This is a genomic window from Actinomadura barringtoniae, from assembly GCF_017573505.1.
Lineage (GTDB): Bacteria > Actinomycetota > Actinomycetes > Streptosporangiales > Streptosporangiaceae > Spirillospora > Spirillospora barringtoniae.
In genome coordinates, this window is the sequence record NZ_JAGEOJ010000009.1 from 299,894 (window position 1) to 325,228 (window position 25,335).

Annotated in this window: 26 protein-coding genes and 1 riboswitch; of the genes, 8 read left to right on the forward strand and 18 right to left on the reverse strand. The window is 71.9% G+C overall.

The genetic code is table 11. The features are described from left to right. Positions 1-16: 16 nt before the first annotated feature. Both J4573_RS23355 and J4573_RS23360 read right to left on the reverse strand, forming a co-directional pair. On the reverse strand, positions 17-532 hold the full coding sequence (locus J4573_RS23355) for a GNAT family N-acetyltransferase (protein WP_208257932.1): 516 nt from the start codon (positions 530-532) through the stop codon (positions 17-19). After that, positions 525-1,181: a carboxymuconolactone decarboxylase family protein gene (locus J4573_RS23360; RefSeq protein ID WP_307796807.1), complete on the reverse strand. Its 657-nt coding sequence runs from the start codon at positions 1,179-1,181 to the stop codon at positions 525-527. Before J4573_RS23360 ends, J4573_RS23355 begins: the two co-directional genes overlap by 8 nt. Positions 1,182-1,296: 115 nt before the next feature. Here J4573_RS23360 and J4573_RS23365 point away from each other — a divergent pair, with 115 nt between their 5' ends. Continuing rightward, entirely contained in the window at positions 1,297-2,373 is a 1,077-nt protein-coding gene (locus J4573_RS23365; RefSeq protein WP_243773427.1) for a GNAT family N-acetyltransferase, read from the forward strand. After that, positions 2,370-3,161, forward strand: coding sequence for a class I SAM-dependent methyltransferase (locus tag J4573_RS23370; RefSeq protein ID WP_208257933.1), 792 nt, complete (start codon positions 2,370-2,372; stop codon positions 3,159-3,161). The genes J4573_RS23365 and J4573_RS23370 overlap by 4 nt, the downstream gene beginning before the upstream one ends. Positions 3,162-3,191: 30 nt before the next feature. On the opposite strand, the gene glyA is transcribed toward J4573_RS23370, so the two are convergent. After that, positions 3,192-4,463: a serine hydroxymethyltransferase gene (glyA, locus tag J4573_RS23375; RefSeq protein WP_208257934.1), complete on the reverse strand. Its 1,272-nt coding sequence runs from the start codon at positions 4,461-4,463 to the stop codon at positions 3,192-3,194. Between the two features lie 21 nt (positions 4,464-4,484). Then, positions 4,485-4,569: riboswitch (ZMP/ZTP riboswitch) on the reverse strand. A gap of 73 nt (positions 4,570-4,642) precedes the next feature. Here glyA and J4573_RS23380 point away from each other — a divergent pair. Next, positions 4,643-5,503, forward strand: a complete 861-nt coding sequence (locus tag J4573_RS23380) for a M23 family metallopeptidase (RefSeq protein WP_208257935.1) — start codon at positions 4,643-4,645, stop codon at positions 5,501-5,503. Between the two features lie 7 nt (positions 5,504-5,510). Here the strand turns inward: J4573_RS23380 and J4573_RS23385 are convergent, their stop codons facing one another. Next, on the reverse strand, positions 5,511-6,224 hold the full coding sequence (locus J4573_RS23385) for a TetR/AcrR family transcriptional regulator (RefSeq protein WP_208257936.1): 714 nt from the start codon (positions 6,222-6,224) through the stop codon (positions 5,511-5,513). A gap of 88 nt (positions 6,225-6,312) precedes the next feature. Between J4573_RS23385 and J4573_RS23390 the strand changes: the two genes are divergently transcribed. Together J4573_RS23390 and J4573_RS23395 are read left to right on the forward strand one after the other, a co-directional pair. Further along, on the forward strand, positions 6,313-7,143 hold the full coding sequence (locus tag J4573_RS23390) for an alpha/beta fold hydrolase (RefSeq protein WP_208257937.1): 831 nt from the start codon (positions 6,313-6,315) through the stop codon (positions 7,141-7,143). A gap of 112 nt (positions 7,144-7,255) precedes the next feature. Then, on the forward strand, positions 7,256-8,557 hold the full coding sequence (locus tag J4573_RS23395) for an acyltransferase family protein (protein WP_208257938.1): 1,302 nt from the start codon (positions 7,256-7,258) through the stop codon (positions 8,555-8,557). Positions 8,558-8,674: 117 nt separating this feature from the next. Here J4573_RS23395 and J4573_RS23400 read toward each other — a convergent pair whose 3' ends face one another. The 5 genes from J4573_RS23400 to gap form a co-directional block, all read right to left on the reverse strand. Continuing rightward, positions 8,675-9,049, reverse strand: a complete 375-nt coding sequence (locus J4573_RS23400; protein ID WP_208257939.1) for an RNA polymerase-binding protein RbpA — start codon at positions 9,047-9,049, stop codon at positions 8,675-8,677. Between the two features lie 94 nt (positions 9,050-9,143). Next, positions 9,144-9,383 (reverse strand): preprotein translocase subunit SecG, encoded by a 240-nt coding sequence (gene secG, locus J4573_RS23405; protein WP_208257940.1) that lies wholly within the window; start codon positions 9,381-9,383, stop codon positions 9,144-9,146. A gap of 161 nt (positions 9,384-9,544) precedes the next feature. Beyond that, on the reverse strand, positions 9,545-10,363 hold the full coding sequence (gene tpiA / locus J4573_RS23410; RefSeq protein WP_208257941.1) for a triose-phosphate isomerase: 819 nt from the start codon (positions 10,361-10,363) through the stop codon (positions 9,545-9,547). Positions 10,364-10,366: 3 nt separating this feature from the next. Beyond that, positions 10,367-11,554 carry a phosphoglycerate kinase gene (locus tag J4573_RS23415; RefSeq protein ID WP_208257942.1) on the reverse strand — a complete coding sequence of 396 codons (1,188 nt, stop codon included), beginning with the start codon at positions 11,552-11,554 and terminating at the stop codon, positions 10,367-10,369. 89 nt (positions 11,555-11,643) lie between these two features. Next, positions 11,644-12,648, reverse strand: coding sequence for a type I glyceraldehyde-3-phosphate dehydrogenase (gene gap / locus J4573_RS23420; RefSeq protein ID WP_208257943.1), 1,005 nt, complete (start codon positions 12,646-12,648; stop codon positions 11,644-11,646). 285 nt (positions 12,649-12,933) lie between these two features. Here gap and J4573_RS23425 point away from each other — a divergent pair, with 285 nt between their 5' ends. Continuing rightward, positions 12,934-13,353: an RNA polymerase sigma factor gene (locus J4573_RS23425; RefSeq protein ID WP_208257944.1), complete on the forward strand. Its 420-nt coding sequence runs from the start codon at positions 12,934-12,936 to the stop codon at positions 13,351-13,353. After that, positions 13,350-14,525, forward strand: a complete 1,176-nt coding sequence (locus J4573_RS23430; RefSeq protein ID WP_208257945.1) for a hypothetical protein — start codon at positions 13,350-13,352, stop codon at positions 14,523-14,525. The genes J4573_RS23425 and J4573_RS23430 overlap by 4 nt, the downstream gene beginning before the upstream one ends. 63 nt (positions 14,526-14,588) lie before the next feature. Here J4573_RS23430 and whiA read toward each other — a convergent pair whose 3' ends face one another. From whiA to uvrC, 4 genes are read right to left on the reverse strand one after another with little or no spacing between them, the layout of a single operon-like run. After that, entirely contained in the window at positions 14,589-15,569 is a 981-nt protein-coding gene (gene whiA / locus J4573_RS23435) for a DNA-binding protein WhiA (protein ID WP_208257946.1), read from the reverse strand. Positions 15,570-15,629: 60 nt separating this feature from the next. Further along, positions 15,630-16,643 carry a gluconeogenesis factor YvcK family protein gene (locus J4573_RS23440; RefSeq protein WP_208258077.1) on the reverse strand — a complete coding sequence of 338 codons (1,014 nt, stop codon included), beginning with the start codon at positions 16,641-16,643 and terminating at the stop codon, positions 15,630-15,632. Between the two features lie 40 nt (positions 16,644-16,683). Continuing rightward, on the reverse strand, positions 16,684-17,562 hold the full coding sequence (gene rapZ, locus J4573_RS23445) for an RNase adapter RapZ (protein ID WP_208257947.1): 879 nt from the start codon (positions 17,560-17,562) through the stop codon (positions 16,684-16,686). Continuing rightward, the gene (uvrC, locus tag J4573_RS23450; protein ID WP_208257948.1) at positions 17,559-19,616 is read right to left on the reverse strand and encodes an excinuclease ABC subunit UvrC; all 2,058 of its coding nucleotides are present in this window, start codon (positions 19,614-19,616) and stop codon (positions 17,559-17,561) included. Before uvrC ends, rapZ begins: the two co-directional genes overlap by 4 nt. A gap of 145 nt (positions 19,617-19,761) precedes the next feature. Between uvrC and J4573_RS56175 the strand changes: the two genes are divergently transcribed. Then, entirely contained in the window at positions 19,762-20,838 is a 1,077-nt protein-coding gene (locus tag J4573_RS56175) for a mechanosensitive ion channel family protein (RefSeq protein WP_307796810.1), read from the forward strand. Here the strand turns inward: J4573_RS56175 and J4573_RS23460 are convergent. The 5 genes from J4573_RS23460 to J4573_RS23480 form a co-directional block, all read right to left on the reverse strand. Further along, positions 20,835-21,329 carry a Rieske (2Fe-2S) protein gene (locus J4573_RS23460; RefSeq protein WP_208257949.1) on the reverse strand — a complete coding sequence of 165 codons (495 nt, stop codon included), beginning with the start codon at positions 21,327-21,329 and terminating at the stop codon, positions 20,835-20,837. The genes J4573_RS56175 and J4573_RS23460 overlap by 4 nt on opposite strands. A gap of 91 nt (positions 21,330-21,420) precedes the next feature. Then, positions 21,421-21,843 (reverse strand): Rieske (2Fe-2S) protein, encoded by a 423-nt coding sequence (locus tag J4573_RS23465; RefSeq protein WP_307796811.1) that lies wholly within the window; start codon positions 21,841-21,843, stop codon positions 21,421-21,423. Between the two features lie 82 nt (positions 21,844-21,925). After that, positions 21,926-22,552 (reverse strand): sarcosine oxidase subunit gamma, encoded by a 627-nt coding sequence (locus J4573_RS23470; RefSeq protein ID WP_307796812.1) that lies wholly within the window; start codon positions 22,550-22,552, stop codon positions 21,926-21,928. Then, entirely contained in the window at positions 22,533-25,091 is a 2,559-nt protein-coding gene (locus J4573_RS23475; RefSeq protein ID WP_208257950.1) for a 2Fe-2S iron-sulfur cluster-binding protein, read from the reverse strand. The genes J4573_RS23470 and J4573_RS23475 overlap by 20 nt, the downstream gene beginning before the upstream one ends. Further along, positions 25,088-25,330: a sarcosine oxidase subunit delta gene (locus J4573_RS23480; RefSeq protein WP_208257951.1), complete on the reverse strand. Its 243-nt coding sequence runs from the start codon at positions 25,328-25,330 to the stop codon at positions 25,088-25,090. The genes J4573_RS23475 and J4573_RS23480 overlap by 4 nt, the downstream gene beginning before the upstream one ends. Positions 25,331-25,335 lie beyond the last annotated feature (5 nt).

The following is a 25,335-nucleotide window of genomic DNA, read 5'->3' on the forward strand; positions in this document are numbered from 1 at the left end:
GAAACTAATTCGGTCGTCAGACGTCGACTGTGTGACGCGATCCGAACCAGGCCGACCGTTCGGCGGCGTAGTGGCCGTCGCCGTGCGGCCGCATGCCGAGGACGTCGGCGAGCCCGGCGTCGATCTCGGCGGTGACGCGGCGCAGCCGCAGCACCTCGAACGCGTACTCCAGCACGGCGCGTCCCGCCTCGGCCGCCAGCCCCTGCCCCCAGCGGTCCGGCTGCAGGCTGTAGACGATCTCGACGTCCGCGCCGTGGCCGCGCAGGCCCGCGACGCCGATCAGGTCGCCGTCGGGCAGCGCGTGGTCCAGGGCCGTGCCCGCGTCGCGCAGCCCCCACAGGCCGTAGCCCTCGGTGGCGAAGTCGCGCTGGCTGGAGGCGATCACCTCGGTGACCTGGGTCGGCGAGAGCGCGACGCCCTCGAAGAGGTGGCGGCGCACCTTCGGGCCCGTCCAGTGCGCGAGCAGCGCGCTGTGGTCGCTCATGCTGACCGGGTGCAGCGCCAGGCGCCCGGTGCGCAGGACGTCACTCATGCTCCCCCCAGTCGGGCGCGGGCTCGCCCTCGGGCACGCCGGCCCGGAACACCCGCAGCTGGAGCGCGAGCGCCGAGTAGTAGCCGACGAGCGTGACCAGTTCGACCAGGGCGGGACGGCCGAGCGTCGCCACCGCCTCGTTGTAGAGCGCGTCGCTGAGATCGCGTTCGGCGACCAGCTGGCCGGCCGCCTCGCAGATCACGCGCTCGCGGACGTCGGCGAGCATCGGCACCCGGCCCTCGCGGAGGGCGTCGATCTCTTCCTGTTCGAGGCCGGCGCGGCGGCCGATCCGCTCGTGGGCGTACCACTCGAAGTCCGACCGGCAGTGGCGGGCGACCACCAGCGTGGCGATCTCCCGTTCCCGCTTGGTGAAGGCGGTGCGGAAGCGCAGCGCCGCGCCCAGCTCCTGCAGGGGCAGGCCGACGGCCGGGCTGTAGAGCATCGCGTTGAACGGGCCGAGCAGCCGCCCCTGATCGTCGGTGAAGCGGAACACCGGCGGGCGGGCGGCGCGCGGGCCGCCGGTCACCGCCTCGTAGACCTCGCGCTGCTCGTCGATCAGATGGCCGGGGGGAAGGAGGGGCAACCGGGGCGGAGGGCCGTCCACCAGGGGTTGCTCATTGACGTGCTCACCGCTGAGGGGGTCGATCACTCACGGGAGGCTATGCGTTCGGCGGCGGCGGGCTCAACCCAATCCCACAAGGTGAAACCGTCAGATCATGATGACGTAGCCGAGACGTAACAGGGATGCACAAAGGTGATCGTCCATGACGTTGCTGCGCATCCGCACCGAGATCGAGGACCGACCCGGCCGCCTGGCCGTGCTGACGGCCGCGCTGGCCCGCCGGGGAGCCAACATCCTCGGCCTGTCGGTGCAGGTGGACACCGAGGGCGTGGTGGACGAGTTCATCGTGAACGTCCCGCCGGGCGGCGCCGACGCGGCCGGGCTGCGCGCCGCCCTGGAGGCCGCGGGCGGCGTACGGACCGCGGTCGTGCCCGCCCGCCCGCACGAGCTGGTCGACGAGCCCACGAGGGCGCTGGCGCTGGCCGCCCGCCTCCGCCACGAGCCGCAGGCGCTCCCGGCCGCGCTGGCCGAGCTGCTGCGCGCCGACGAGGCCTCCTGGTCGTCGGCTCCGGCCGTGGCCGGCAGTGCGGAGGAGGTGGCGCCGGACGTGCTGATCGTCCCGATCGGGCACCGGAGGGTCGTACGGCTGCGCCGCGCGGGCCTGCCGTTCACCGCCACCGAGGCCGCGCGGGCCGACGCGCTGGTACGCGCCGTACTGCCCGCCGACGAACCGCTGCCGACCTCCCGCCGCGTCCTGCTCCGCGACGGCACCGAGATCGTCGTGCGGCCGCTGGAGCGGCGTGACGGCGACGCCGTACGGGCCATGCACGAGCGCAGCTCGCTGGACAGCCGCCGGATGCGCTACTTCAGCTCCAAGCCGTTCCCGTCGCCGCGCGCGATCGCCCAGTTCTGCGAGCCGTCGCACGGCCTCACGCTGGTCGCCGAGGGCCCGGACGGGTCGGTGCTGGCGCTCGCACACCTGATGCACGTCCTGGATCCGGGCGTCGCCGAGCTGGCCTTCCTGGTCGAGGACGCTTGGCAGGGGCGCGGTCTCGGCCGGGCGCTCGCCGAACTGCTGCTGGTGCTGGGCCGCGACCGGGGCCTGGTGGAGTTGCGGGCGACCGCGTTCAGCGAGAACGCCCGGATCCGCCGCCTGCTGACGTCCCTCGGCGGCCGGACGATCCGTACGGAGGAGCCCGGCATCGTCGAGGTCAAGCTGCGGCTGGACGGTCGGTCCGCCGGGGCGCGGGCGGGGGTGACTGGCAGGATGGCCGGGTGACCGGCATCTATGACGACCCGTGGGCCTACGAGCTGGCCTGCTCCTTCCGCGACGTGCCCGCCGAGGTGGAGGTGATGCTCGGCTGGTACGCCGGGCACGCCGGTGAGGACGCCGCCGCCCGCCCGGTCCGTACGGCGCTGGAGCTGGCGGCGGGACCGGCCGAGCACGCCCGCGAGTTCGCCCGGCGCGGCATCGCCGCCACCGCGCTCGACCTCAACCCGTCGATGTGCGCGTACGCCGGGCAGCAGGCCAAGTCCTCGGGCGTCGAGATCGAGGTGGTCGAGGCGGACATGACCGCGTTCGCGCTCGGCCGCCGGTTCGACCTCGTGGTGACCATGCTCGACTCGACGTCGCACCTGATGACGCTGGACGCGTTCACCGCGCACCTGGACCGGGCGGCCGAGCACCTGGCCGACGGCGGGCTCTACATCGTGGAGATGTCGCACCCGAGGGACCGGCTGAGCGACGACCCGACCGTCAGCACCGGCTGGACGGTCGAGGACGGCGGCGTGCACGCCACGGTCCGCTGGGGCGAGCCGACCGACCTGCTCGACCCGGTCACCCAGATCGCCGACGACCACGTCACGATGACGATCACCCGGGACGGCGGGCCGCCCCGGGTGATCAGCGATGTCGTTCCCTATCGGTTCTGGACCGCGACCGAGCTGGCCGCGGCCATCAGGCTGTCCGGGACGCTTCAGGTCGTGGCTCAGTACGGGGACTTCGCCGACATCGGGATCACCGATCCCGACGCCTGGCGAATGATCACTGTGCTGCGGCGCACCTGACGCCACCGCGGCCGCCGCGGATGCCGCGGGTCAGGGCGTGGCGGCCCAGCCGGGCATCGGGTAGGCGGCCAGCAGCTCGCGCACCTGCCCGGCCACCCGTGCCAGCACGCCCTCGTCGGCCTTGGACGCGGCCTGCACGGCCTCGTCGATCCAGGCGGCGAGCTGCGGCATCTGCGTCTCGGTGAGACCGCGGGTGGTGATCGAGGAGGTGCCGAGCCGCAGCCCGGACGGATCGAACGGCTTGCGCGGGTCGAACGGCACGGTGTTGTAGTTGAGCTCGATGCCCGCGCGGTCCAGCGCCTGCGCGGCGGGCTTGCCGCCGATGCCCTTGCTGGTCAGGTCGATCAGGATCAGGTGGTTGTCGGTGCCGCCGGACACCAGGTCGTAGCCGCGCTCCACCAGCGCGGCGGCCAGCGCCTGGGCGTTGGCGACGATCTGCCGGGCGTACGCGGCGAACGAGGGCTGCGCCGCCTCCTTCAGCGCGACCGCGATGGCGGCCGTGGTGTGGTCGTGCGGGCCACCCTGCAGCCCCGGGAAGACCGCCTTGTCGATCGCCTTGGCGTGCTCCTCCGTCGACATGATCATCGCGCCGCGCGGGCCGCGCAGCGTCTTGTGCGTGGTCGTCGAGATCGCGTCCGCGTACCCGACCGGCGAGGGGTGCGCGCCACCGGCGATCAGGCCGGCGATGTGCGCGACGTCGGCGGCGAGCACCGCGCCCACCTCGCGGGCGATCTCGGCGAACGCGGGGAAGTCGATGATGCGCGGAATCGCCGTGCCGCCGCACCAGATCAGCTTGGGCCGCTCCTTCAGCGCCAGGTCGCGGACCTCGTCCAGGTCGACGCGGCCGGTGTCGGCGCGCACGCCGTAGCGAACCGGGTTGAACCACTTGCCGGTGACCGAGACCGGCGCGCCGTGGGTGAGGTGGCCGCCCATCGGCAGCGCCATGCCCATGAACGTGTCGCCGGGCTGGAGGAAGGCCATGTAGACCGCGAGGTTGGCGGGCGAGCCCGAGTAGGGCTGGACGTTGGCGTGCTCGACCCCGAACAGCGCCTTGGCGCGCTCGATCGCGAGCGTCTCGAGCGGGTCGACGTTCTGCTGGCCCTCGTAGTAGCGGCGGCCCGCGTAGCCCTCGGAGTACTTGTTGGTGAGGACCGAGCCGGTCGCCTCCAGCACGGCGGGCGACACGTAGTTCTCGGAGGCGATGAGCCGGATCTTCTCGAACTGGCGCCGGGCCTCGGCCTCGACCAGGCCGGCGACGTCGGGATCCTGTGCCTGCAGATGGGGGATGGCCGGTTGGTGCATGACAACCTCCACGTGATCGGTTCCGCTCACCCAGGCGCACGGTGAACGGCGATCTCGCTCCCTGGTGGTGCACTCCACCTTGATAGCGCCAGTCACGTCGTCGGCCCCGATCCTAGCCCACCCGTCCGTTCCGGGCTCGGCGACATTGACGGAATTCCGGAATTACGTAATCTAGAGACATGAACCCGAAGCTCGCCGTGCTGCTCGCCCGGATCAAGACCCCGCTGACCCTGGTGGGCGTGTTCCTCTGCCTGTCCACGTTCGTCCACGGGAACGGCATGGTCGCCCTCGTCGGCGGGGTGCTGCTCGTGATCGGGTACACGCTGATGTTCGTCCGCGTCGGCCAGGGCGACCCGCCGCCGCCCCGGACCGTGCTGCCTCCGATGAACGGGCGGCTCGTGGCGGTGAACAGCCCGGCCGACAAGGTGCCCAGCCACGGCATCGACGCCTACGGCCAGACGTACGCGATCGACCTCCTCGTCCACCCGGACGCAGAGAACGACTGGCGCGGCGTGCACAGCCGGCCGCTCGCACGCCCCGCCAAGACCTTCCCCGGTTTTGGGCAGCCGGTCCTGGCACCGGCCGACGGCGTGGTCGTACGGGCGAGCGACTGGCAGCGCGACCACTGGAGCCGCAACTCATGGGCGGGCCTGATCTACCTCTTCGCGGAGGGTTCGATCCGGGAGCTCGGCGGCCCGCGCTTCATCCTGGGCAACCACTTGATCCTGGACCTGGGAGACGGCACCTACGCGGCGCTCGCCCACCTCAAGCGCGGCTCGATCAAGGTCAGGACCGGCCAGCGGGTCCGGGCGGGCGAGGTCATCGCCGAGTGCGGCAACTCGGGCAACACCTCCGAGCCGCACGTGCACTTCCACCTCATGGACAGCCCGCGTCCACTGGTGGCCAGGGGCCTGCCGTTCGCCTTCGAGGGGCGGGAACTCCCCCACAACTGCCGGCCGTTCACCGTCACCGGCCAGGAGGCCGAGGAGCCCCAGAAGGAGGCCGAAGAGGCTCAGGCGACCGCCGAGGCCCAGGCGTAGAGGCCCGTCAGGGCAGCCGCGACTCCAGGCCGTCCAGCAGGCAGGCGAGGCCGAATTCGAACCGGCGCGCGCACTCCTGGTCGATGTCGATCTTGCCGGAGGCCGCCATCCGCGCCGCCAGCCGCGGGTGCCGCTCCTCGATCTCCTTGAGGTAGTCCCCCGCCTGCTCGGTCCAGTCGTCCCCGTCGGCGCCCATCCGGGCGGCCACCGAGCGCCACGCGTTCTCGGCGACCACGGCGCCGGCCACGTGGTCGTTGATCGCGGCCAGCGCCGCGTCCAGGTCCTCGTCGGCGAACCCGGCGTCGGCGAGGATCTCCAGCCCGGCGTCGGCGAGGGCGAGCGCGTTCGGCCCGAGGTTGGGCTGGGTGGCCAGGTCGGCCAGCACCCACGGATGCCGCAGGAACATCGCGCGGCTGCCGCCCGCGATCCGGCTCAGCGCGCTCCGCCAGTCGGGCACCCCCGGTGCCCCTTGCAGCCCCTCCAGGACCTCACCCAGAACGGCGTCCAGCGCCAGCTCCATCAGGTGGTCCTTGGTGGTCACGTACCAGTAGAGCGCCCCCGGGCTCACGCCGAGGCCGCTCGCCACCCGGCGCATGGACAGCGCCTCCCGGCCCTCGGCGTCGAGGATCCCGATGGTGACGCCGACGATCTGCTCGCGGGTCAGCCGCCGGTCCCGGTGCGGCCGTTCGCCGCGCAGCCAAACCGACTCTCGTGTGGACACGGACGTCACCCTAGCCCCCTTGCCATACGCCGTACATCTCAACTATACGTTGTTTAAGAAAGCTGAACGCTGTTTAAGGGAGGACGAGATGGGCGCCCGCGACGTGCATGTGACCGTGTGGGGAGACGGGGCGCCGGTCGTCCTCGTCCACGGCTCGACCAGCTGGGGCACCGACGAGGCCTTCGGGTTCACCGCTCAGCGACCGCTCGCGGACGGCTTCCGCCTGCTGGCCATGGACCGGCGGGGCTACGGCGACAGCCCCGATCTCAGCGAGGACCCCGGCGTGACCGGCGTGGACGGCGAGTACGCCTCCGACTACCTGGTGGACGCGGCCGACATCGCCGATCTCCTCGGCGATGGGGCGCATCTGGTCGGGCACTCCTACGGCGGCGTGGGCGCGATGCTTGCGGCGGCGCTCCGCCCGGAGGCGGTGCTGTCGCTGGCCCTGATCGAGCCCGGCTGCTACCAGGCCGCCGCGGACGACCCGGTGGTGGCCGCGGCGCTGGCGGCCAACCGGGAGGGCCGCAGGCACCTCCCGGCAGACCTGCCCGCCGACGTCTACCTGAAGGCCGCGACGGAGTCGGTGGGCCTCCCGCCGCTGGGGCCCACGCCGCGCCGCCTGCGCGCCGCGCACAGTGCGCTGCACGAACGGCTCTGCTGGGAGGCGCCGATCCCGGTCGCCGAACTCGCCGCCGTCCGGCTGCCCACCCTGGTGATCTGCGGCACATGGGAGAACGCCCCCGGCCTCTACCGGGAGCGGGGCGGCGAGCCGCTGATGGCCTGTGCGCGGGTCACCGCCGAACGGCTCGGAGGGCGCCTGCTGCGCGTACCCGGAGCATCGCACTGCGCACACGTCGAACGCCCGGACAGGGTGAACGACGCGCTCGTCGAGCTCTGGCGAGGAACCCTGGCAGCTTGATGAGAATGTGATGAACATCCGGTGAGATCGGTCAAGAGCGTGCTCGGGCGCTCGTGAGGGCCACTAGTGTCCATCGATAATGCTCTCCGGACACCTCACCCCGCCTGTCCAGATGTCCCAGCCGACCGCCGGTGCTCCCGCCGGCGAGGCCGGGGCGAAGGTCCGCCTCGGCTGGCTCGACGCCCTGCGCGGACTCGCCGCCCTCACCGTCGTCTTCCATCACGCCTCGGCGCGCTTCACGCCCGCCTTCCACAAGGCGATGATGCAGTGGTTCGACCCCGGGATGGCGGGGGTGCTGGTCTTCTTCCTGGTCAGCGGCTATATCGTGCCCGCCTCGCTGGAGCGGACGGGGTCGCTGCGGCGGTTCTGGATCAGCCGGGTGTTCCGGATCTATCCGCTGCTGCTGACGGCGTTCGGCATCCTGCTGCTGCTCCAGGTGACCGGCCTGCCTCAGTTCGCGGGCGGCCTCGGCAACACCTACGACCCGGTCACGACGGCGGTCGCGCACCTCACGATGCTCCAGGACCTGCTGGCGATGCCGAACGCGCTCACGGTCCTGTGGACGCTGTCGTACGAGATGTCGTTCTACCTGCTGGTCTCCGCGCTCTACTCGGTCCGGCAGCACCACCGGTCCAGCGCCGCCGCGGTGATCATGGCGGTGCTGGCCCTCACTCTGTCGAGCGTCCTGCCCGTCGCGGGCCTGTCCACCAGGCTCGGCGTCACGCCGATCGTGCTGATGACGGCGGCCGCGATGGCCGGGGCGATCGCGCTCGCCTGTTCGCGCGGCGCGGGCGCGCAGCGGGCCGGCGCGCTGCTGGGCGGCGCGCTGGCCGTCGTCCTGCTGCTGCTGAACGGCGGGCAGGGCGCCTGGGAGGGCGTGATCGTCCTCGGCGTGATGTTCACCGGCACCGCGATCTACCGGGCCGAGAAGGGCCAGATCCGCTGGCGGACGGCGGGATTCGCCGCGACCACGGTGGTGGCGGCCTCCATCGCGCTGGCGATCCGCTGGCTGGAGGGTGACAGCCCGTCCGACTGGCACGTCCGGCGGGCCCGGATCATGGCGGTGCTGGCGGCGGGCGCGATCTTCGCCATCGGGTACGCGCTGCGCCACCGCAAGGTCGCCAAGTGGCTCACCTGGCCCGGCGTGATCAGCTTCGCGGTCTACCTGCTGCACCCGATCCTGCTGGCCGTCGTCGAGGCCGTCATCGGCGGGCCCGGTGCCGAACGGCCCTGGCTGCTGGCGGCGTTCCTGGTCCTGCTGCTGATCCCGTGCTACCTCGCCTACCGGCTGGTCGAGGCGCCCATGCAGCGCCTGGGCCGCAAGGTCTCCCGGCGGCTCGCGCCCGCCCCGGCCGCCACTCCCCCGGCGGCCGTACGCCCCGCGCCCGAGCCCGCCCACGCCGCCACCGGCTGAGCAGACGAGCCGGGCCGACAACGTCGGCCACGATCACTCTGGAACAACGAAAAGGCCCGGCTTCCCGCATGTTGCGGGAGCCGGGCCGTTCGCTGTCTGCGAGCCGGTGGCCGGGGGTCAGCCCCTGGCCGCGGCCTCCATGGCGGCCTTGACGGCTGCACGCTTCTTGCGGAGCTTGCCGAGCGCCTCCTCGAGGATGGCCTCGCCGTCCTCGTCGCTGCGACGCTCCTTCACGTACGCCAGGTGCGTCTTGTAGGGCTCCGTCTTGGGCGGAGCCGGGGGGTTGTTGGAATCCTGGCCCGCCGGGAACCCGCATCGCGGGCAATCCCAGGTGTCGGGCACCGCGACGTCGGTCGCGAAGCTGGGACGGGTCTCGTGCCGGTTGGCGCAGTAGAAGGTGACCCAGACGCGGGGTGCAGCGTCCCCGCGCTCGGCCTCTCCCATCGGACCGGCACCGACACGGCTGCCCCGAATCGCGTTGCCACTACCCACGGACTACTCCTCGCTCAAAGTTCTCGCCGCCCACCTGACCCTGGGGAAAGCGCGGCGATCCTACGTACGTGCCGATGTCGCCCTGTCGGGGCTCTCAGGCGCCCTTGTGCTTGAACAGCAGGCCGAGCACCACGATCGAGGCGAACCAGATGACGCCCGTGCCGATCGTCAGCCGGTCGAGGTTGCGCTCGACCACCGACGAGCCGCCCAGGGAGGACGAGATGCCGCCGCCGAACATGTCGGACAGGCCGCCGCCCTTGCCCTTGTGCATCAGGACGAGGACGACCATCAGCAGGCTCGTAAGGATGAGCACGATGGACGATGCGATGATCACAGCAGTTGCCTCTTCTGGCCACCCCCGCTGACGCGGGGCTTCTCGTTGTCTAGGACGGAGCATCGAGCCGGGCGGTTTACCCGTCAGCTACGAAGGGTACGACGAACTCTTCGCTGGTTCGGCAAGAACCCCCATGTCGTAGCCGAATTGATCAGAATTGATCAGACTGGCAGGTCACGGTACCGGCAGATCTTGACGAATTCACCCGGGTCGAGGCTGGCACCACCCACCAGAGCGCCGTCCACGTCGGACTGCTTCATGATCCCGGCGATGTTGCCGCCCTTGACCGACCCTCCGTACAGGATACGTACAGAGCCCGCGACCTCGCCGTCATAAAGCTCGGCGAGCCGCGCCCTGATGGCCGCGCAGACCTCCTGCGCGTCCTGCGGGGTGGCGACCTCGCCGGTGCCGATGGCCCAGACGGGCTCGTAGGCGATCACGATGGTGCGGGCCTGGTCGGCGGGGATCTTCTCCAGCCCGCCGTCGACCTGGGCGAGGGTGTGGGCGACGTGCTCGCCCGCCTGGCGGACCTCCAGGCCCTCGCCGACGCACATGATCGGGGTGATCTCGTTGGCGAACGCGGCCTTCACCTTGGCGTTCACCAGGGCGTCGTCCTCGTTGTGGTACTGCCGGCGCTCGGAGTGACCGATCACCGCGTACGAGCAGCCGAGCTTGGCCAGCATCGCCCCGGAGATCTCGCCGGTGTAAGCGCCGGAGACGTGCGGGGAGATGTCCTGGGAGCCGTAGGCGAGCTGCAGCCGGTCGGCGTCCACCAGGGTCTGGACCGAGCGGATCGCGGTGAACGGCGGCAGCACGACCACGTCCACGGCGTCGTAGTCGGCCTCCCTGAGTCCGAACGCCAGTTTCTGGGTCAGCGCGATGGCCTCGAGGTGGTTGTTGTTCATCTTCCAGTTGCCGGCCATCAGGGGCTTGCGGCCGTCGTCCTTGGAAGATCCGGTCGAGCCGGTCTTGGGAGCCATGCGTCAGTCCTCCAGTGCCTGCAGGCCGGGCAGCGTCTTGCCTTCGAGGTACTCCAGGCTCGCACCGCCGCCGGTCGAGATGTGGGAGAAGGCTCCCTCGTCGAAGCCGAGCGTGCGGACGGCCGCGGCCGAGTCGCCGCCGCCGACCACGGTGAACGCGCCCGAGTCGATCAGACCCTGGGCGACCGCGCGGGTGCCGTGCGAGTAGGGCTCCATCTCGAACACGCCCATCGGGCCGTTCCAGAACACGGTCTTGGTGCCCTGGAGCCGGCCCGCGAACAGCCGGCCCGACTCGGGGCCGATGTCCAGGCCCAGCCGGTCGGCCGGGATCGCGTCCGCGGCGACGACGCCGTGCTCGGCGTCGGCGGCGAAGGCGGTGGCCGCGACGATGTCGACCGGGAGCACGAACTCCACCCCGGTCTCCTCGGCGCGCCGCAGGTAGTCGCGGACCGTGTCGAGCTGGTCCTCCTCCAGCAGGCTCTTGCCGACCTCGTGGCCCTGGGCCTTGAGGAAGGTGAAGACCATGCCGCCGCCGATGAGGATCCGGTCGGCCTTGCCCAGCAGGTTGTCGATCACGCCGAGCTTGTCGGAGACCTTGGAGCCGCCGAGCGCGACCGCGTAGGGGCGCTCGACATCCTCGGTGAGCTTCTTCAGGACCTGCACCTCGGCGACGATCAGGCCGCCGGCCGCGTGCGGGAGCCGCTGGGGCACGTCGTAGACGCTGGCGTGCCTGCGGTGCACGGCGCCGAAGCCGTCGCCCACGTACACCTCGGCGAGGGCGGCCAGCCGGTCGGCGAACGCGCCGCGCTCGGCGTCGTCCTTGGCGGTCTCCCCTGCCTCGAAGCGCAGGTTCTCCAGCAGCGCGACGCCGCCGTCGGCGAGCCCGGAGGCGGTGGCCTGGGCCGACTCGCCCACGACGTCGGTGGCGAACGAGACGCCGGTGCCGAGCAGTCCGCCGAGGCGCTCGGCGACCGGTGCCAGCGAGAACTCGGGCTTGACCTCACCCTTGGGGCGGCCCAGGTGGGCGCAGACGATGACCTTGGCGCCCTTCTCGCGGAGCGCGTTGATCGTGGGCAGGCTGGCGCGGATCCGGCCGTCGTCGGTGATCTTGCCGTCCTGCAGCGGAACGTTCAGGTCCGCGCGGACCAGCACCCGCTTCCCGGCGACGTCGAGGTCCTCAATGGTGCGCATCGAAACGCGAAGTCCTTCCGGATATGACTCCGCCGTGATCGCCGGCGGCGCGGGGCGCGCGGCTGGCGATCACGGCGGAACGGGTGTCATTAGAGGCTGGAACCGACGAGCTTGACCAGGTCCACGAGGCGGTTGGAGTAGCCCCACTCGTTGTCGTACCAGCCGACGACCTTCACCTGGTCCCCGATGACCTTGGTCAGGCCGGAGTCGAAGATGCAGGACGAGGGGTCGGTGACGATGTCGGAGGACACGATCGGGTCCTCGGTGTAGGTCAGGTAGCCCTTCAGCGGGCCCTCGGCGGCGGCCTTGAACGCGGCGTTGACCTCGTCCACGGTGACCTCGCGCGACAGCGTGGCGGTGAGGTCGGTGGCCGAGCCGGTCGGCACCGGGACGCGCAGCGCGTAGCCGTCGAGCTTGCCGTTCAGCTCGGGGAGCACCAGGCCGATGGCCTTGGCGGCGCCGGTGGAGGTCGGCACGACGTTCAGGGCGGCGGCCCGGGCGCGGCGCAGGTCCTTGTGCGGCGCGTCCTGCAGGTTCTGGTCCTGCGTGTAGGCGTGGATCGTCGTCATCAGGCCCTTCTCGATGACGAAGTTGTCGTGCAGCACCTTGGCCAGGGGGGCCAGGCAGTTGGTGGTGCAGGACGCGTTGGAGATCACCGTGTGGGCCGACGGGTCGTACTTGTCCTCGTTGGCGCCCAGGACCAGGGTGATGTCCTCGTTCTTGGCCGGGGCCGAGATGATGACCTTCTTGGCGCCGTTGTCGGCGTGCACCTTGGCCTTGGTGCCGTCGGTGAAGAAGCCGGTCGACTCGACGACGATGTCGACGCCGAGGTCGCCCCACTTGAGGTTGGCCGGGTCGCGCTCCTCGAACGCCTTGATCGCCTTGCCGCCCACGATGATCTCGTCGGCGGTCGCGGTGACCTCCTCGGGGAAACGGCCGAGGATGCTGTCGTACTTCAGCAGCGTCGCGAGGGTGGTGTTGTCCGTGAGGTCGTTGACCGCCACGACCTCGATGTCGGCTCCGCTGGCCTTGATCGCGCGGAAGAAGTTACGGCCGATCCGGCCGAACCCGTTGATGCCTACTCGGATGGTCACGGAACGACTCTCCTCGTACGTCGGAATGCCAACCAGGGTGACGGGGCCGCCAGACCCCTCCACCAGCGACCCTATCGAACCGTAGGGCCCCGCATCGCCACCGGAGGTGTGTGATTCGACGGGTGAGTCGCCCTCCCCCAGGTGGGGGAGGGCATCACCGGAGCTAAAGGTCTAGACCATTACCACGCCACTCCCGGGACCCGGGCGTAAATCCTGCCCTGCGGGACACGACCAGCGTCCCGCGGTCCTTCCCGTCGGCCGGGAAGGACCTGCCCGCTTCCCTCGGTGCCCCAGCTCACGTCGACCACCCGCAGGGGCGACGACGCGGTCGGGACCGAGACGGTCTTGGAGTCCGCGCCGCAGCCGGTGCAGGCGCACGAACGCCTCCTGGACGTGGTCTGCAACCTGGCACGCAACCGGGTGCGGCACCTGCGCATCGCGCGGCGCCGCCACCAGCAGGTCGGCCGCGAGGAGGACATCGCCTCGGCCGAGCTGGCGGTGGTGCACAAGGAGTCGGTGCGCGAACTGCTGGCGGCGCTCGACGAGCTGCCGAGGCGGCAGCGCGAGGTGCTGGTGCTGCGCTACTGGCTGGACCTGACCGAACGGGAGACCGCCGAGACATTGGGGGTGGCGCCCGGCACGGTGAAGGCCCACACGGCCCGTGCGATGGCCGCCCTGAACGCCAAGCTGGAGGAGGGCCGATGACCCGGGATCAGATCAACGAGGACCGGATCCGCGAGGCCCTGCACGCCGAGGCCGAACGGGTCGTCCCGCATGCCTGGGCGCGCGCCGAGAACGTCCGGCGGCTCGCGGCGGCCCGGCGCAGGCGGCACGTGTTCGTGCCGATGGCCGCCGCCGTCGCCGTGGCGACCGCCGCGGTGGTGACGTTCGGCGTGCTGCACCGGCCGCCGCACCCGGTCACCCCGCCCGCCGCGCCCGTGAAGGACCTGGACCCCCGCTACCGCCCGACCGGCCCGGCGATCGACGCGGGCGCCGGCGTGTCCATGTGGTTCGCCGGTGACAGCCTGTGCTGGCGGCAGGCGGCGGGCGGCGGCGACTGCCGTCCCGCCTCGGAACGGAAAGGGCACGCGGTGGTCGTGGGCGCGCGCGCCGCGACCTACTCCTTCAACGGCGGGCACGAGAGCCAGACCATCCTCTACGGCGTGGCCGACGACGATGTGACCAAGGTCGAGGTGACGGGTGGCGATGACGCCCGCGGCGCCGGGCAGATCTTCACCGAGCCGGGCCCCGGCCGCCACGTCTGGCAGGCGAGGCTGGCGAAGCCGACGACCGGAAACCCGGCACGGGTGCCGGGCACGGTGGTCTTCTCGACCGAGCCGTCGGGCGAGGCCGTCCGGCTGCCGGCCGATCACGAGGTCGCCGAGCAGCAGGCGCTCACGCACAAGAACCTGGGCGGGGCGACCGCGTGGCGCAGTCCTCACGGGCGGTCCCCCTGGACCGCTCAGGCTCCCCTGCCCAGGCCCCTCAACCAGGGCGCGCCGCTGTTCCGGTTCGGGAGTCCCGACCGGGCCGACAACACCATGCACGTCTACGTCGACGGGGCCGCTGTGGGCTTCGGCAGCGACACCAGCGCCCCGGCGCTGCCCGGCGACGACACCGGGTTCGGCACTCTGTTCTCGCTGACCGAGGGCAGCGACGTGCCCTGGTGGTACGGCTTCATGGGCGCCAGGATGACGCGCGTGCAGGCCAGGCTCCGCGACGGCAGGATCCTCGCCGCGGACACCGTCAAGATCGGCTCGCACCATGCGTTCGCCGTCCGCCTGACCCGCGTCCGCGCCACCGCCAAACCGGGCACTGTGGGAACCCTGGAAGGCCTGGACGCGACAGGCAAGGTGCTGGACAGGGTCGTCCTATGACGAACGGGCCGCCCGCAGGTGCGGACGGCCCGTTCGTGGACTGCTTGACGTGCGACTGCGCGACTACGGCGCCAGCATGTCGGCGGTGAGGTTCGCCTCCGTGCCGGGGACGCCCTGGTCCTGCGCGCGCTTGTCGGCCATGGCGAGCAGACGCCTTATACGGCCTGCGATGGCGTCCTTGGTCAGCGGCGGGTCGGCGAGCTGGCCGAGCTCCTCCAGCGAGGCCTGCTTGTGCTCCAGGCGCAGGCGGCCCGCGCTCACCAGGTGCTCGGGCGCGTCGTCGGCCAGGATCTCCAGGGCGCGCGCGACCCTGGCCCCGGCGGCCACCGCGGCGCGCGCCGAGCGGCGCAGGTTGGCGTCGTCGAAGTTGGCGAGCCGGTTGGCGGTCGCCCTGACCTCGCGGCGCATCCGCCGCTCCTCCCAGGCCAGCACGCTGTCGTGCGCGCCGAGCCGGGTGAGCAGCGCGCTGATCGCGTCACCGTCGCGGACCACGACCCGGTCCACGCCGCGGACCTCGCGGGCCTTGGCGTGGATCTTGAGCCTGCGGGCGGCGCCGACCAGCGCGAGCGCGGCCTCCGGGCCCGGGCAGGTCACCTCCAGTGACATGGAACGGCCCGGCTCGGTCAGCGAGCCGTGCGCCAGGAACGCACCGCGCCAGGCCGACTCGGCATCGCAGGCCGCCCCCGCGACCACGTGCCGGGGCAGGCCGCGCACGGGCCTCCCGTTGTTGTCGATCAGGCCGGTCTGGCGGGCCAGCGACTCGCCGTCGCGGAAGACCCGTACGACATAGCGGTTGCCCTTGCGCAGACCGCTCGGCGCGAGCACGACCACGTCGGACGTGTGGCCGAAGACCTCGGCGATGTCCTTGCGGAGCCGCCGCGCGGCGGACCCCGTGTCGATCTCCGCCTCGATCACGATGCGCCCGCTCACCAGGTGCAGGCCGCCGGCGAAGCGCAGCAGCGTCGATACCTCGGCCTTACGGCAACACGGCTTCATGACGGAGAGCCTGCTCAGCTCGTCCTTCACCAGACCGGTCATCGCCATAGATGAACCCTCCCCCTAAAGAACTTCCTGCAGTCTGGCCGATCGCGGCCCACGCGGTTGTCAGTCAGCGAATATCCTTGCGAAGGCTTGGGCCAGCAGGGCGGGATCATGACGCGGCGACCCGTCGGGGGCCGCGACGTCGGCGAGCACCAGCTCCCCGCCGAGGGCGTCGACGGCCTTCTCCAGGGCCGCTGGATCGTCCACCGCCGCGCGGTCGGCCAGGACCACGTCGATCCGCAGCTCCGGGGCGTGCGCCTGCAGCACCTCCAGGTGGGTCTGCTGCGAGAAATCGTCGGTCTCCCCCGGCTGCGGAACCAGATTGAGCGCCACGATCCGCTGGGCGCGGGTGTCGGTCAAGGCCCTGGCCAGCTCGGGCACCTTCAGATGCGGCAGCACGCTGGTGAACCACGACCCCGGGCCGAACACCACGAAGTCGGCGTCCAGCACCGCCTCCAGGGCCTCCGGGCAGGCGGGAGGGTCGCTCGGCACCAGCGAGACGCTGAGCACGGTGCCGGGCGTCTTGGCGCACGCGACCTGGCCCTTGACCTTGGTCACCTCGTCCGGGCGGTCGGGGTCGGCGCCGCGTACTTCGGCCACGATGTCCATCGGCACCGAGGCCATCGGCAGCACCCGCCCGTGCGCGCCGAGCAGCCGGCCGACCCAGTCGAGCCCGGCCACCGTGGATCCCCCCACGGCCGGGCCGCCGACCAGCGGGATGCCGCCGGTCTGGTCGACGCCGGGCTGGACGCCGCCGAGCAGCTCCCAGAGCGCGACGATCAGCAGGTTGCCGACGGCGTGGTCGTGCAGCTCGCCCTGGCTGCGGAAGCGGTGCTGCACCACGTCGCGCCAGGTCTGGCCCCACTCGTCGTCGCCGCACAGCGCGGCCAGTGCCATCCGCAGGTCGCCGGGCGGGAGCACGCCGAGCTCGCGGCGCAGCCGGCCGCTCGATCCGCCGTCGTCGGCGACCGTGACCACGGCGGTCAGCCGGTCGGTCACCCGGCGGAGCGCGGACAGCGACCCGTACAGGCCGTGGCCCCCGCCGAGCGCGACGACCTGAGGCCCAGGGGTGTTCAACGCGGCGTTCGTCTCCTCGTGCCGGACCTGCGGAGAGGTCTCATTCGCGACCGAGGTCACGATGGGCGACCTGAACGTCGATTCCCTCGTCCCGCAGCCGGGCGGCGATCTGCTCCGCCATGGCCACACTACGATGTTTGCCGCCGGTGCACCCGACGGCGAGCGTCACGTAGTGCTTGCCCTCGCGCTCGTAGCCGTCGGTGAGCAGGCGCAACACCTCGGTGTAGGCGTCCAGGAACTCCTTGGCCCCGCGCTGGGCCAGCACGAAGTCGCGGACCGGCGCGTCGCGGCCGGTCTTCGGGCGCAGCTCGGGCACCCAGTGCGGGTTCGGCAGGAAGCGGCAGTCGACGACGAGGTCGGCGTCTACCGGCAGGCCGTACTTGTAGCCGAACGAGACGACGGTCGCCCGCAGGCTGGATTCGCCGGTGTCGTTGCCGAAGAAGCTGACGATCTTGGCGCGCAGCTGGTGCACGTTGAGCGCGCTGGTGTCGATCACCAGGTCGGCCTCGGCGCGGACCTCGCGGGTGAGCTCGCGCTCGCGGGCGATGCCGTCGACCACCCGGCCGTCGCCCTGCAGCGGGTGCGGCCGCCGGACGCCCTCGAACCGGCGCACCAGGGCCTCGTCACCGGCCTCCAGGAACACCACGCGCGGGTGGACGCCGCGGTTCTCCAGTTCGGTGATCGAGGAGTGCAGGTCCTCGGTGAACGCGCGGCTGCGCACGTCGACCACGACGGCGATGCGCGGGACGGCGTCCTTCACCCGGCCGCCGAGGTCGGCCATGGTCGCCAGCAGCCCCGGCGGCAGGTTGTCGACCACGAACCAGTCGAGGTCCTCCAGGGACTTGGCCGCCGTGCTCCGTCCCGCCCCCGACATGCCGGTGACGATGACGATGTCCGGGATCTGTGTCTCGCTGGTCATCCCGACTTCCCCCTGTTCTCCCCGTCTGAGCCCGTACTGCCCGCCGCGCCGCCCGCCGCGCCCGCAGTTCCTGTGCTGCCGGCCTTGTCCGCCGTACCGGTCGTGCCCCCGCCCCCGGGCGGCACGACGCCGCCGTGCAGGGCGGCGGCGATCTGCTCGGCGCCGCGGCGCCCGATGCCGGGCACCTCGGCGATCTGCTCGGGCGTCGCCTCTTTCAAGCGCTTCAGCGACCCGAAATGTTTCAGCAGGGCGGTCCGGCGGGCCGGGCCCAGTCCCGGAACGTTATCGAGTTCGCTGGCCGTCATCGTCTTGGAACGCTTCTGCCGGTGGAAAGTGATCGCAAACCGGTGCGCCTCGTCGCGGACCCGCTGGACCAGGAACATGCCCTCGCTGTTGCGCGGAAGGATCACCGGCTCGTCGTCGCCGGGCAGCCACAGCTCCTCCAGCCGCTTGGCGATGCCGCAGACCGCGATGTCCTCGATGCCGAGCTCGTCGAGGGCTCGCTGGGCCGCCGCCACCTGCGGCGGGCCGCCGTCGACGATCACCAGGTTGGGCGGGTAGGCGAACTTGCGCGGCTTGCCGGTCTCGGGATCGATCGGCTGGTGCGCGGCGGCCTCCTCCAGCTCCTCGCCGGTCAGCCCGTCGAACTCGCCGGTCTTCTCGCTCTCGGCCAGGTAGCGCCGGAACCGCCGGGTGATCACCTCGTGGATGGAGCGGACGTCGTCCTGCCCCTCGACCGCCTTGATCGTGAACCGGCGGTACTCGCTCTTGCGGGCCAGGCCGTCCTCGAAGACCACCATGGAGGCCACCACGTTGGTGCCCTGCAGGTTGGAGACGTCGTAGCACTCGATCCGCAGCGGGGCGTCGTCCAGCTCCAGGGCCCCCTGCAGTTCCTGCAGGGCGAGGCTGCGGGTGGTGAGGTCGCTGGCCCGGCGCGTCTTGTGCTGCTTCAGCGCCTCCATGGCGTTGCGCTGAACGGTCTCCAGCAGCGACTTCTTGTCGCCGCGCTGGGGCACCCGCAGATGGACGGGCCCGCCGCGCTGCTCGCTCAGCAGCTCGGTCATGGCCTGCTCGTCGGGCGGCACCGCCGGAACGTAGATCTCCCGGGGGACCGAGTCGCTCTCGCTGTAGATCTGGATGAGGAAGTGCTCGACCAGCTCGGCGGTGGTGACCGCCTCGACCTTGTCGACGACCCAGCCGCGTTGGCCGCGGATCCGGCCGCCGCGCACGTAGAAGACCTGGACCGCCGCCTCCAGCTCGTCCTCGTAGAAGGCGATCATGTCGCAGTCGGTGCTGTCGGCCAGCACCACCGTCTGCTTCTCCAGGGCGCGTTCCAGCGCCTGGATGTCGTCGCGCAGCCGGGCCGCCCGCTCGTACTCCTGGGAGGCGGCGGCCTCGCGCATCAGGCGCTCCAGCCGCTTGGTGAACCGGGAGGTGTTGCCCGCCATGAAGTCGCAGAAGTCCTCGGCGAGCAGCCGGTGCTCCTGCGGCGTGACCCGGCCGACGCACGGCGCCGAGCACTTGTCGATGTAGCCGAGCAGGCAGGGCCGGTCGAGCTGGTGCTGCCGCTTGAACACCCCGGCACTGCACGTGCGCACCGGGAAGACCCGCAGCAGCTGGTCGACCGTCTCCCTGATCGCCCAGGCGTGCGAGTAGGGCCCGAAGTAACGCACGCCCTTGCGTTTGGCTCCCCGCATGACCATCACCCTCGGAAACTCCTCGTCGAGAGTGACCGCGAGATAGGGATAGGACTTGTCGTCGCGGTAACGCACGTTGAACCGCGGGTCGAACTCCTTGATCCAGGAGTACTCCAGCTGGAGCGCCTCGACCTCGGTGCCGACGACCGTCCAGTCCACCCGCGCGGCGGTCTGGAGCATGGTCTGGGTGCGCGGGTGCAGCCCCGCGAAGTCGGCGAAGTAGGAGTTCAGCCGGGAGCGCAGGCTCTTGGCCTTGCCCACGTAGATGACCCGGCCGTGCTCGTCGCGATAGCGGTACACCCCCGGCGAGTCTGGGATGGACCCCGGGGCGGGTCGGTAGGTCGCCGGATCTGCCACGTCGAGAAAGCCTAGTGCGCCCCACCGACACCCGCTCCCCGCCGACCGTCCGGCGGCACGAGTGATCTGGATCTCGTTCGAGGACCCCCTCGACCGGAAAGGGCTCCCTGGTGCCCGAAATCCGGCGAAATCGAGAGTGAAAGGGGTGCGTGGGGACGTGTCCGCGTTCTGGGCCTGGATCGTCCTCGGGGTCGCCGTCGCGACCTCGGTGATCGTTGTGGAGGGCGGCCGGCGCCTGCTGGCGGGTCCGCTGTCGGCGCGCTGGCCGGCGGTCGGCGCGGTGGCGCGGCGCTGCGCGGCGCCCGCCTTCGCCTTCGCCGCCGTGGTGAGCGCCAACGCGGCGATGCCCTACGGCAGGCTGGCCGGCGGCCTGGACGGGACGGTGCGGCACGGGCTGCGGATCGCCGCGATCGGCGTGACCACCTGGCTGCTGCTGCGGATCTCGTACGCGCTGACCGACCCGGCGTTCAACCGCCTGAACAAGGTCGAGGGCGAGCGCAACCGGCGGGCCCGCCGCGCGCGAACCCAGATGATGCTGATGCGGCGGCTCGCCGCCATGGTGGTGGTCGTCGTGGCGGTCGGCGCGGCCCTGTTCACGTTCCCGGCCATGCAGAAGCTCGGCGCGGGGATCCTCGCCTCGGCCGGGGTCGCCGGGCTGGTCGTCGGTATCGCGGCCCGTCCCACCCTGGGCAACCTGCTCGCCGGGTTGCAGCTGGCGTTCAGCGACGCGCTGCGGCTGGGCGACGTCGTGGTGATCGAGAACCAGTGGGGCCGGGTCGAGGAGCTGACGCTGTCCTACGTGGTCGTGCAGCTGTGGGACGACCGCCGGCTGATCCTGCCGGTGTCGCGCTTCACCGAGCAGCCGTTCGAGAACTGGACGCGCCACTCCAGCCGCGTCCTCGGCACCGTGCTGCTGCACGTCGACTGGCAGGTCCCGGTCGAGGACCTGCGCAGGGAGGTGTACGCCTTCCTGGGCGAACACCCGCTCTGGGACCGCCGCGAGTGGGTCCTGGAGGTGACCGACACGCTGCCGAGCGGCCTGGTCCAGGTGCGCGCGCTGGTCAGCGCGGCGGACTCGGCGAGCGCCTGGGACCTGCGCTGCGACGTGCGGGAGCATCTGATCAAGTACATCCGCGAGCGTCATCCCCAGGCGCTGCCGCGCTTCCGGACCGAGGTGCCCGAGCACCCGGTGGCCATCGGCCGATGGCAGGACCCGCGCTAGGCGAGCTTGATCTCCCCGTTCTCGACCTTGATCTGACGCTCCTCCAGCGGCTTGGGCGCAGGACCGCCGGCCACCGAGCCGTCCTCGATCTTGAACTTGCTGCCGTGGCAGGGGCAGTTGATCGTGCCGCCGCCGACCGAGCCCACCGTGCAGCCGCGGTGCGTGCACTTGGCGCTGAACGCCTTGAACGTGCCCGCGGCGGGCTGGGTGACCACGACCTTCTCGGCCTTGAAGATCTTGCCGCCGCCGACCGGGATGTCGCTGCCGCGCGCCAGCGGCGCGGCGCCGGAGCCCGCCGGTCCGGTCCCGGCGGCGGGCTTCTCGCCGGAGTCTCCGGAGTCGCCCGAGTCGCCGCCGGACCCGCCGCACGCCGCGGCGAGACCCGCGACGCCGGCGAGCCCGACCCCGATCAGGAGCCCGCGCCGGGTGTTCGGGGGCGCAGCGGTCGACTGCTCAAGCTCCTCCACCTGCGGTGCGGGCTCCTGGGTCATAGATCTGCCTCCATGTGCGGTGATCCGAGCGATGATCGGTACGGCGATCGCCTGCCGTCACACAGGTATACGTACGTCACCGGTAAATGGTTCAAATCAAAACGATTCCATCGCCCTTCACCTGAACCGGGTACTCCTGAAGGGGCTTGGCGGCCGGTCCGCGGGCGACGCTCCCGTCGGCGATCTTGAACTCGCTGCCGTGGCAGGGGCACTGGACGAGACCGCCCGCGACCTTGCCGGTCAGGCAGCCCTGGTGGGTGCAGACGGCGGTGAACGCCTTGAACGTGCCCTGCGTCGGCTGGGTCACCACGACCTTGATGTCGGCGAGGATCTTGCCGCCGCCGACCGGCACGTCCGCCGTCTTGGCGATCTCCTTGCCCTTCATCGAGGGCGCGAGCCCCGCCGGCTTGTCGTCGCCGCCCGCGCATCCGGCGAGCGCGGCCACGCCCACCACGCCGACCCCGCACAGCACCGTCCGCCGCCCGAATCCCCCGGGCGCCACATCGTCACTCATGGTCACCATCATTGCGGACGCCTCCGGCGGGGCGTCCGCAGGGCCCGCGTGGCGCGCGATTTCAGCCCGGCGTTACGCGGCTTCAGGCCGGGAGGTACTCGGTCATCGCGTCCAGCAGCCAGCGCGTCAGGTAGTCGGCGTAGGAGAACCGCACGAAGATCCGGTACTCGTCGGGCGCCGTCCGGTGCAGCATGACCTGCGCCTGCGCGAGCTGGGTCTGCGCGCACCGGCGGGGGCCGAACACCCTCGGATGCAGGTCGAGAGCGCAGCCGTGCCGCAGCACGTCGCCCGCCGACGGTCCCGACAGTTCCAGAACGGTCCGTGCCGCCGACACGTCGACCGCCGAGCCGCACGTGCCGCCGCAGTCACCGCCGAGCGCGTCGTGCAGGCCCGCCAGAATGCCGGGCGCGCGGTCCGGCCGGTCGACGATCAGATACCAGCCGGGTCCCGCCCACAGGATGTGCGGGTCGCCTTCGCCGGTCGCGGTCCCGGGCGCGGGCATGCCGCAGTCGAGGAACTGGCCGACCCGAGGCCCGAAGCAGTCGGCGTCCTCGTCGTCCAGGCGCAGCTCGACCTGGCTGGGGAAGGGCAGCACGCGCAGCCGCGCCGCGCCGCCGGTGCGGGCCAGGCGCCCCGCGAGGTGCTCGACCGCTCCGCGTTTGACCGGACCGCGCTCGGCCTCGGCCGGGCTATGCGGGGTCACCGTCACGGCGCCTCCCCTCCTTGTCGTAGGCGACCGGGTCGGTCACCAGGACCGGCACGGCGTGCCCGGAGTCGACGGCGTAGAGCCGCTGGCCCTCACGTTCCATCCCGCCCGACACCAGCGCCAGCGCGAACGACCCGACCGTGCCCCGGTAGGACGAGGTGACGTGCCCGAGCATCGGAACGGGTTCGTCCGGCTTCTCGGGCGGCGGCTCGGCGACGATCTGGGCGCCCTCGACCAGGACGACCGACGGGTCGTCGGGGCGCAGCCCGACCAGGCGCTTGCGGTCGGCGCGGGCGGTGTCCTTGCGGCTCAGCGACCGGCGGCCGAGCCAGTCGCCCTCGGGGGCCAGCGTCCAGTTGAGACCGACGTCGCCGGGCGTGACGGTGCCGTCGGTCTCCTGACCGGCGACGATGAAGCCCTTCTCGGCGCGCAGGACGTGCATGGTCTCGGTGCCGTACGGCGTGATCCCGTACGGCTCGCCGGCCCGGATGATCGCCTCCCAGACGGTGAGGCCGTGCCAGGCGGGCACGTTGATCTCGTACGCCAGTTCGCCGCTGTAGCTGATCCGGAAGATGCGCGCCCGCACCCCGGCGATGTCGCCCTCGCGGATGGCCATGAACGGGAAGCCGTTCTGCGCGATCGGGCCGAGGACGTCCCGCGACCGGGGGCCGACCAGCGCGATCGCGGCCCACTGGTCGGTGACCGAGGTGCACCGCACGCGCAGCTCGGGCCATTCGGTCTGCAGCCACTCCTCCAGCCAGTCCAGGACGTGGCCCGCGTTGCCGGTGGTCGTGGTGAGGTGGAAGTGGTCGGGGCCGAGCCGGGCGACGACGCCGTCGTCGAAGACCATGCCGTCCACACCGCACATGACGCCGTAGCGGCAGCGGCCGACGCGCAGGCTCGACAAGCGGCCGGTGTAGATCCGGTCCAGGAACTCGGCGGCGTCGGGCCCCTGCACGTCGATCTTGCCGAGCGTGGAGGCGTCGAGCACGCCGACGGAGCCGCGGGCGGCGCGGCACTCGCGCAGCACCGCCTCCTCCATCGACTCGCCCGCCGAAGGGTAGTACCAGGGCCGCTTCCAGTCGCCCACGTTCTCGAACAGCGCGCCGTGCTCCTCGTGCCAGGAGTGCATCGGGGTGCGGCGGATCGGCGACAGGAGGTCGCCGCGTTCGCGGCCCGCCAGCAGCGCCATGGAGATGGGCTCCACCGGCGGCCGCTGCGTCGTGGTCCCGGTCTCCCCCAGAATCCGCGCGGTGACCACGCCCGAGGTCCGGCCCTGGTCGGCGCCCGTTCCGATGGTGGTGTAGCGCTTGACGTGCTCGCCCGAGGTCAGGCCCGCGCCAAGGGCCCGGCGCAGCTCGGCCAGGGTCGCGTCCCGCTGCAGGTCGACGTACACCCGCCCGGGATCGTCCTCCGGCACGTGCTCGCCCGCCCTGCCCGGCACGCCCAGCGCTGCGCCCACGACCCGGACGTCGCCGCGGCTCTCGCCGAACGGCACGAACCCGGCGTGGTCGTCGGACCAGCGGGTCCGCCCGCCGGCCTGGCCGTACAGGTGCAGGTTGGGGCTCCAGCCGCCGCAGACGGCCAGCAGGTCGCAGGGCACCCGTTCGCCGTCGACGATCACCGCGCTCAGCACGCCGTTCGCGTCGGACTCGGTGTCGGTGACGCGCTCGCCCTCGCGCACGTCCACCACGCGCACGATCTCCACTCCCCCGGCCCGCAGGTCCACGGCCGCGCGGAGCCCGTCGTCGTGGGCGGCGAAGATGACCGCGCGGCGGCCGGGCAGCACGCCGTAGCGGCGGATGTAGGCCGCCGCCGACCCGGCGAGCATGATCCCGGGCAGGTCGTTGCCGGGGAACAGCATCGGCCGTTCCAGCGCGCCGGTGGCCAGCACCACGCGCCCGGCGCGGATGCGCCACAGCCGCTGCCGCGCCAGGTGCGCGGGCGCGAGCTCGCCCAGGTGGTCGGTGCGGCGCTCGACCGCGACGACGAAGTTGTGGTCGTAGTAGCCAGTGACGGTCGTGCGCGTCAGGACGGTCAGGTCGGGGAAGGCGCGCGCGTGCACCGGCACGGCGGTCTCGGGCTGGTCGTCGACCAGCAGCACGCGGGCCCCGGTCGCGGCCACTTCACGGGCCGCCTGGACGCCTGCAGACCCGCCGCCGACCACGAGCACGTCGCAGTGCGCGTAGACCTTGTCGTAGCGGCTCGGGTCGGGGCGATCCAGCAGCCGTCCCCGGCCCGCCAGCGGCGTGGCGACCAGCCCGTCGTAGACCTCCAGCCGCGTCGCGCGCACCATCGGCTCGCCCGGGCCCGACTCGACCTGGACGAACGCGTTGGGCTCCTCGGCACCGGCGCTGAAGACGCCGCGCGGCCGCCTGCTGTAGGGGCCGTGCGCGACGACGCGGACGCCGTTGGCCAGCAGCGCGGAGGCCAGCGTGTCACCGGGATGGGCCTTGAGCTCGAAGCCGTCGAAGGTGAACGCCAGCGTGCGCGAGCGGTCGATGCGGTCGCCGCCCTCGGCTGCACGGAAGGGTCCGGTCATCGGCGGATCTCGTAGGTCACGGTGTGGCGGGCCAGGTCGAACCAGCGGCGGCATCCGGCCGCGTGCACCCAGCGTTCCTCGAACCAGCCCTTGGGGTTGTCGCGCATGAAGACGTAGCCGGCCCACTCGGTGTCGTCGAGCGCCTCGGGCTCGGCGGGGAAGGCGACCTGCGCCTGGCCGCCGTACCGGAACTCGGTCTCGGGCCGCTCTCCGCACCAGGGACACGGAATGGACAGCATCGGCG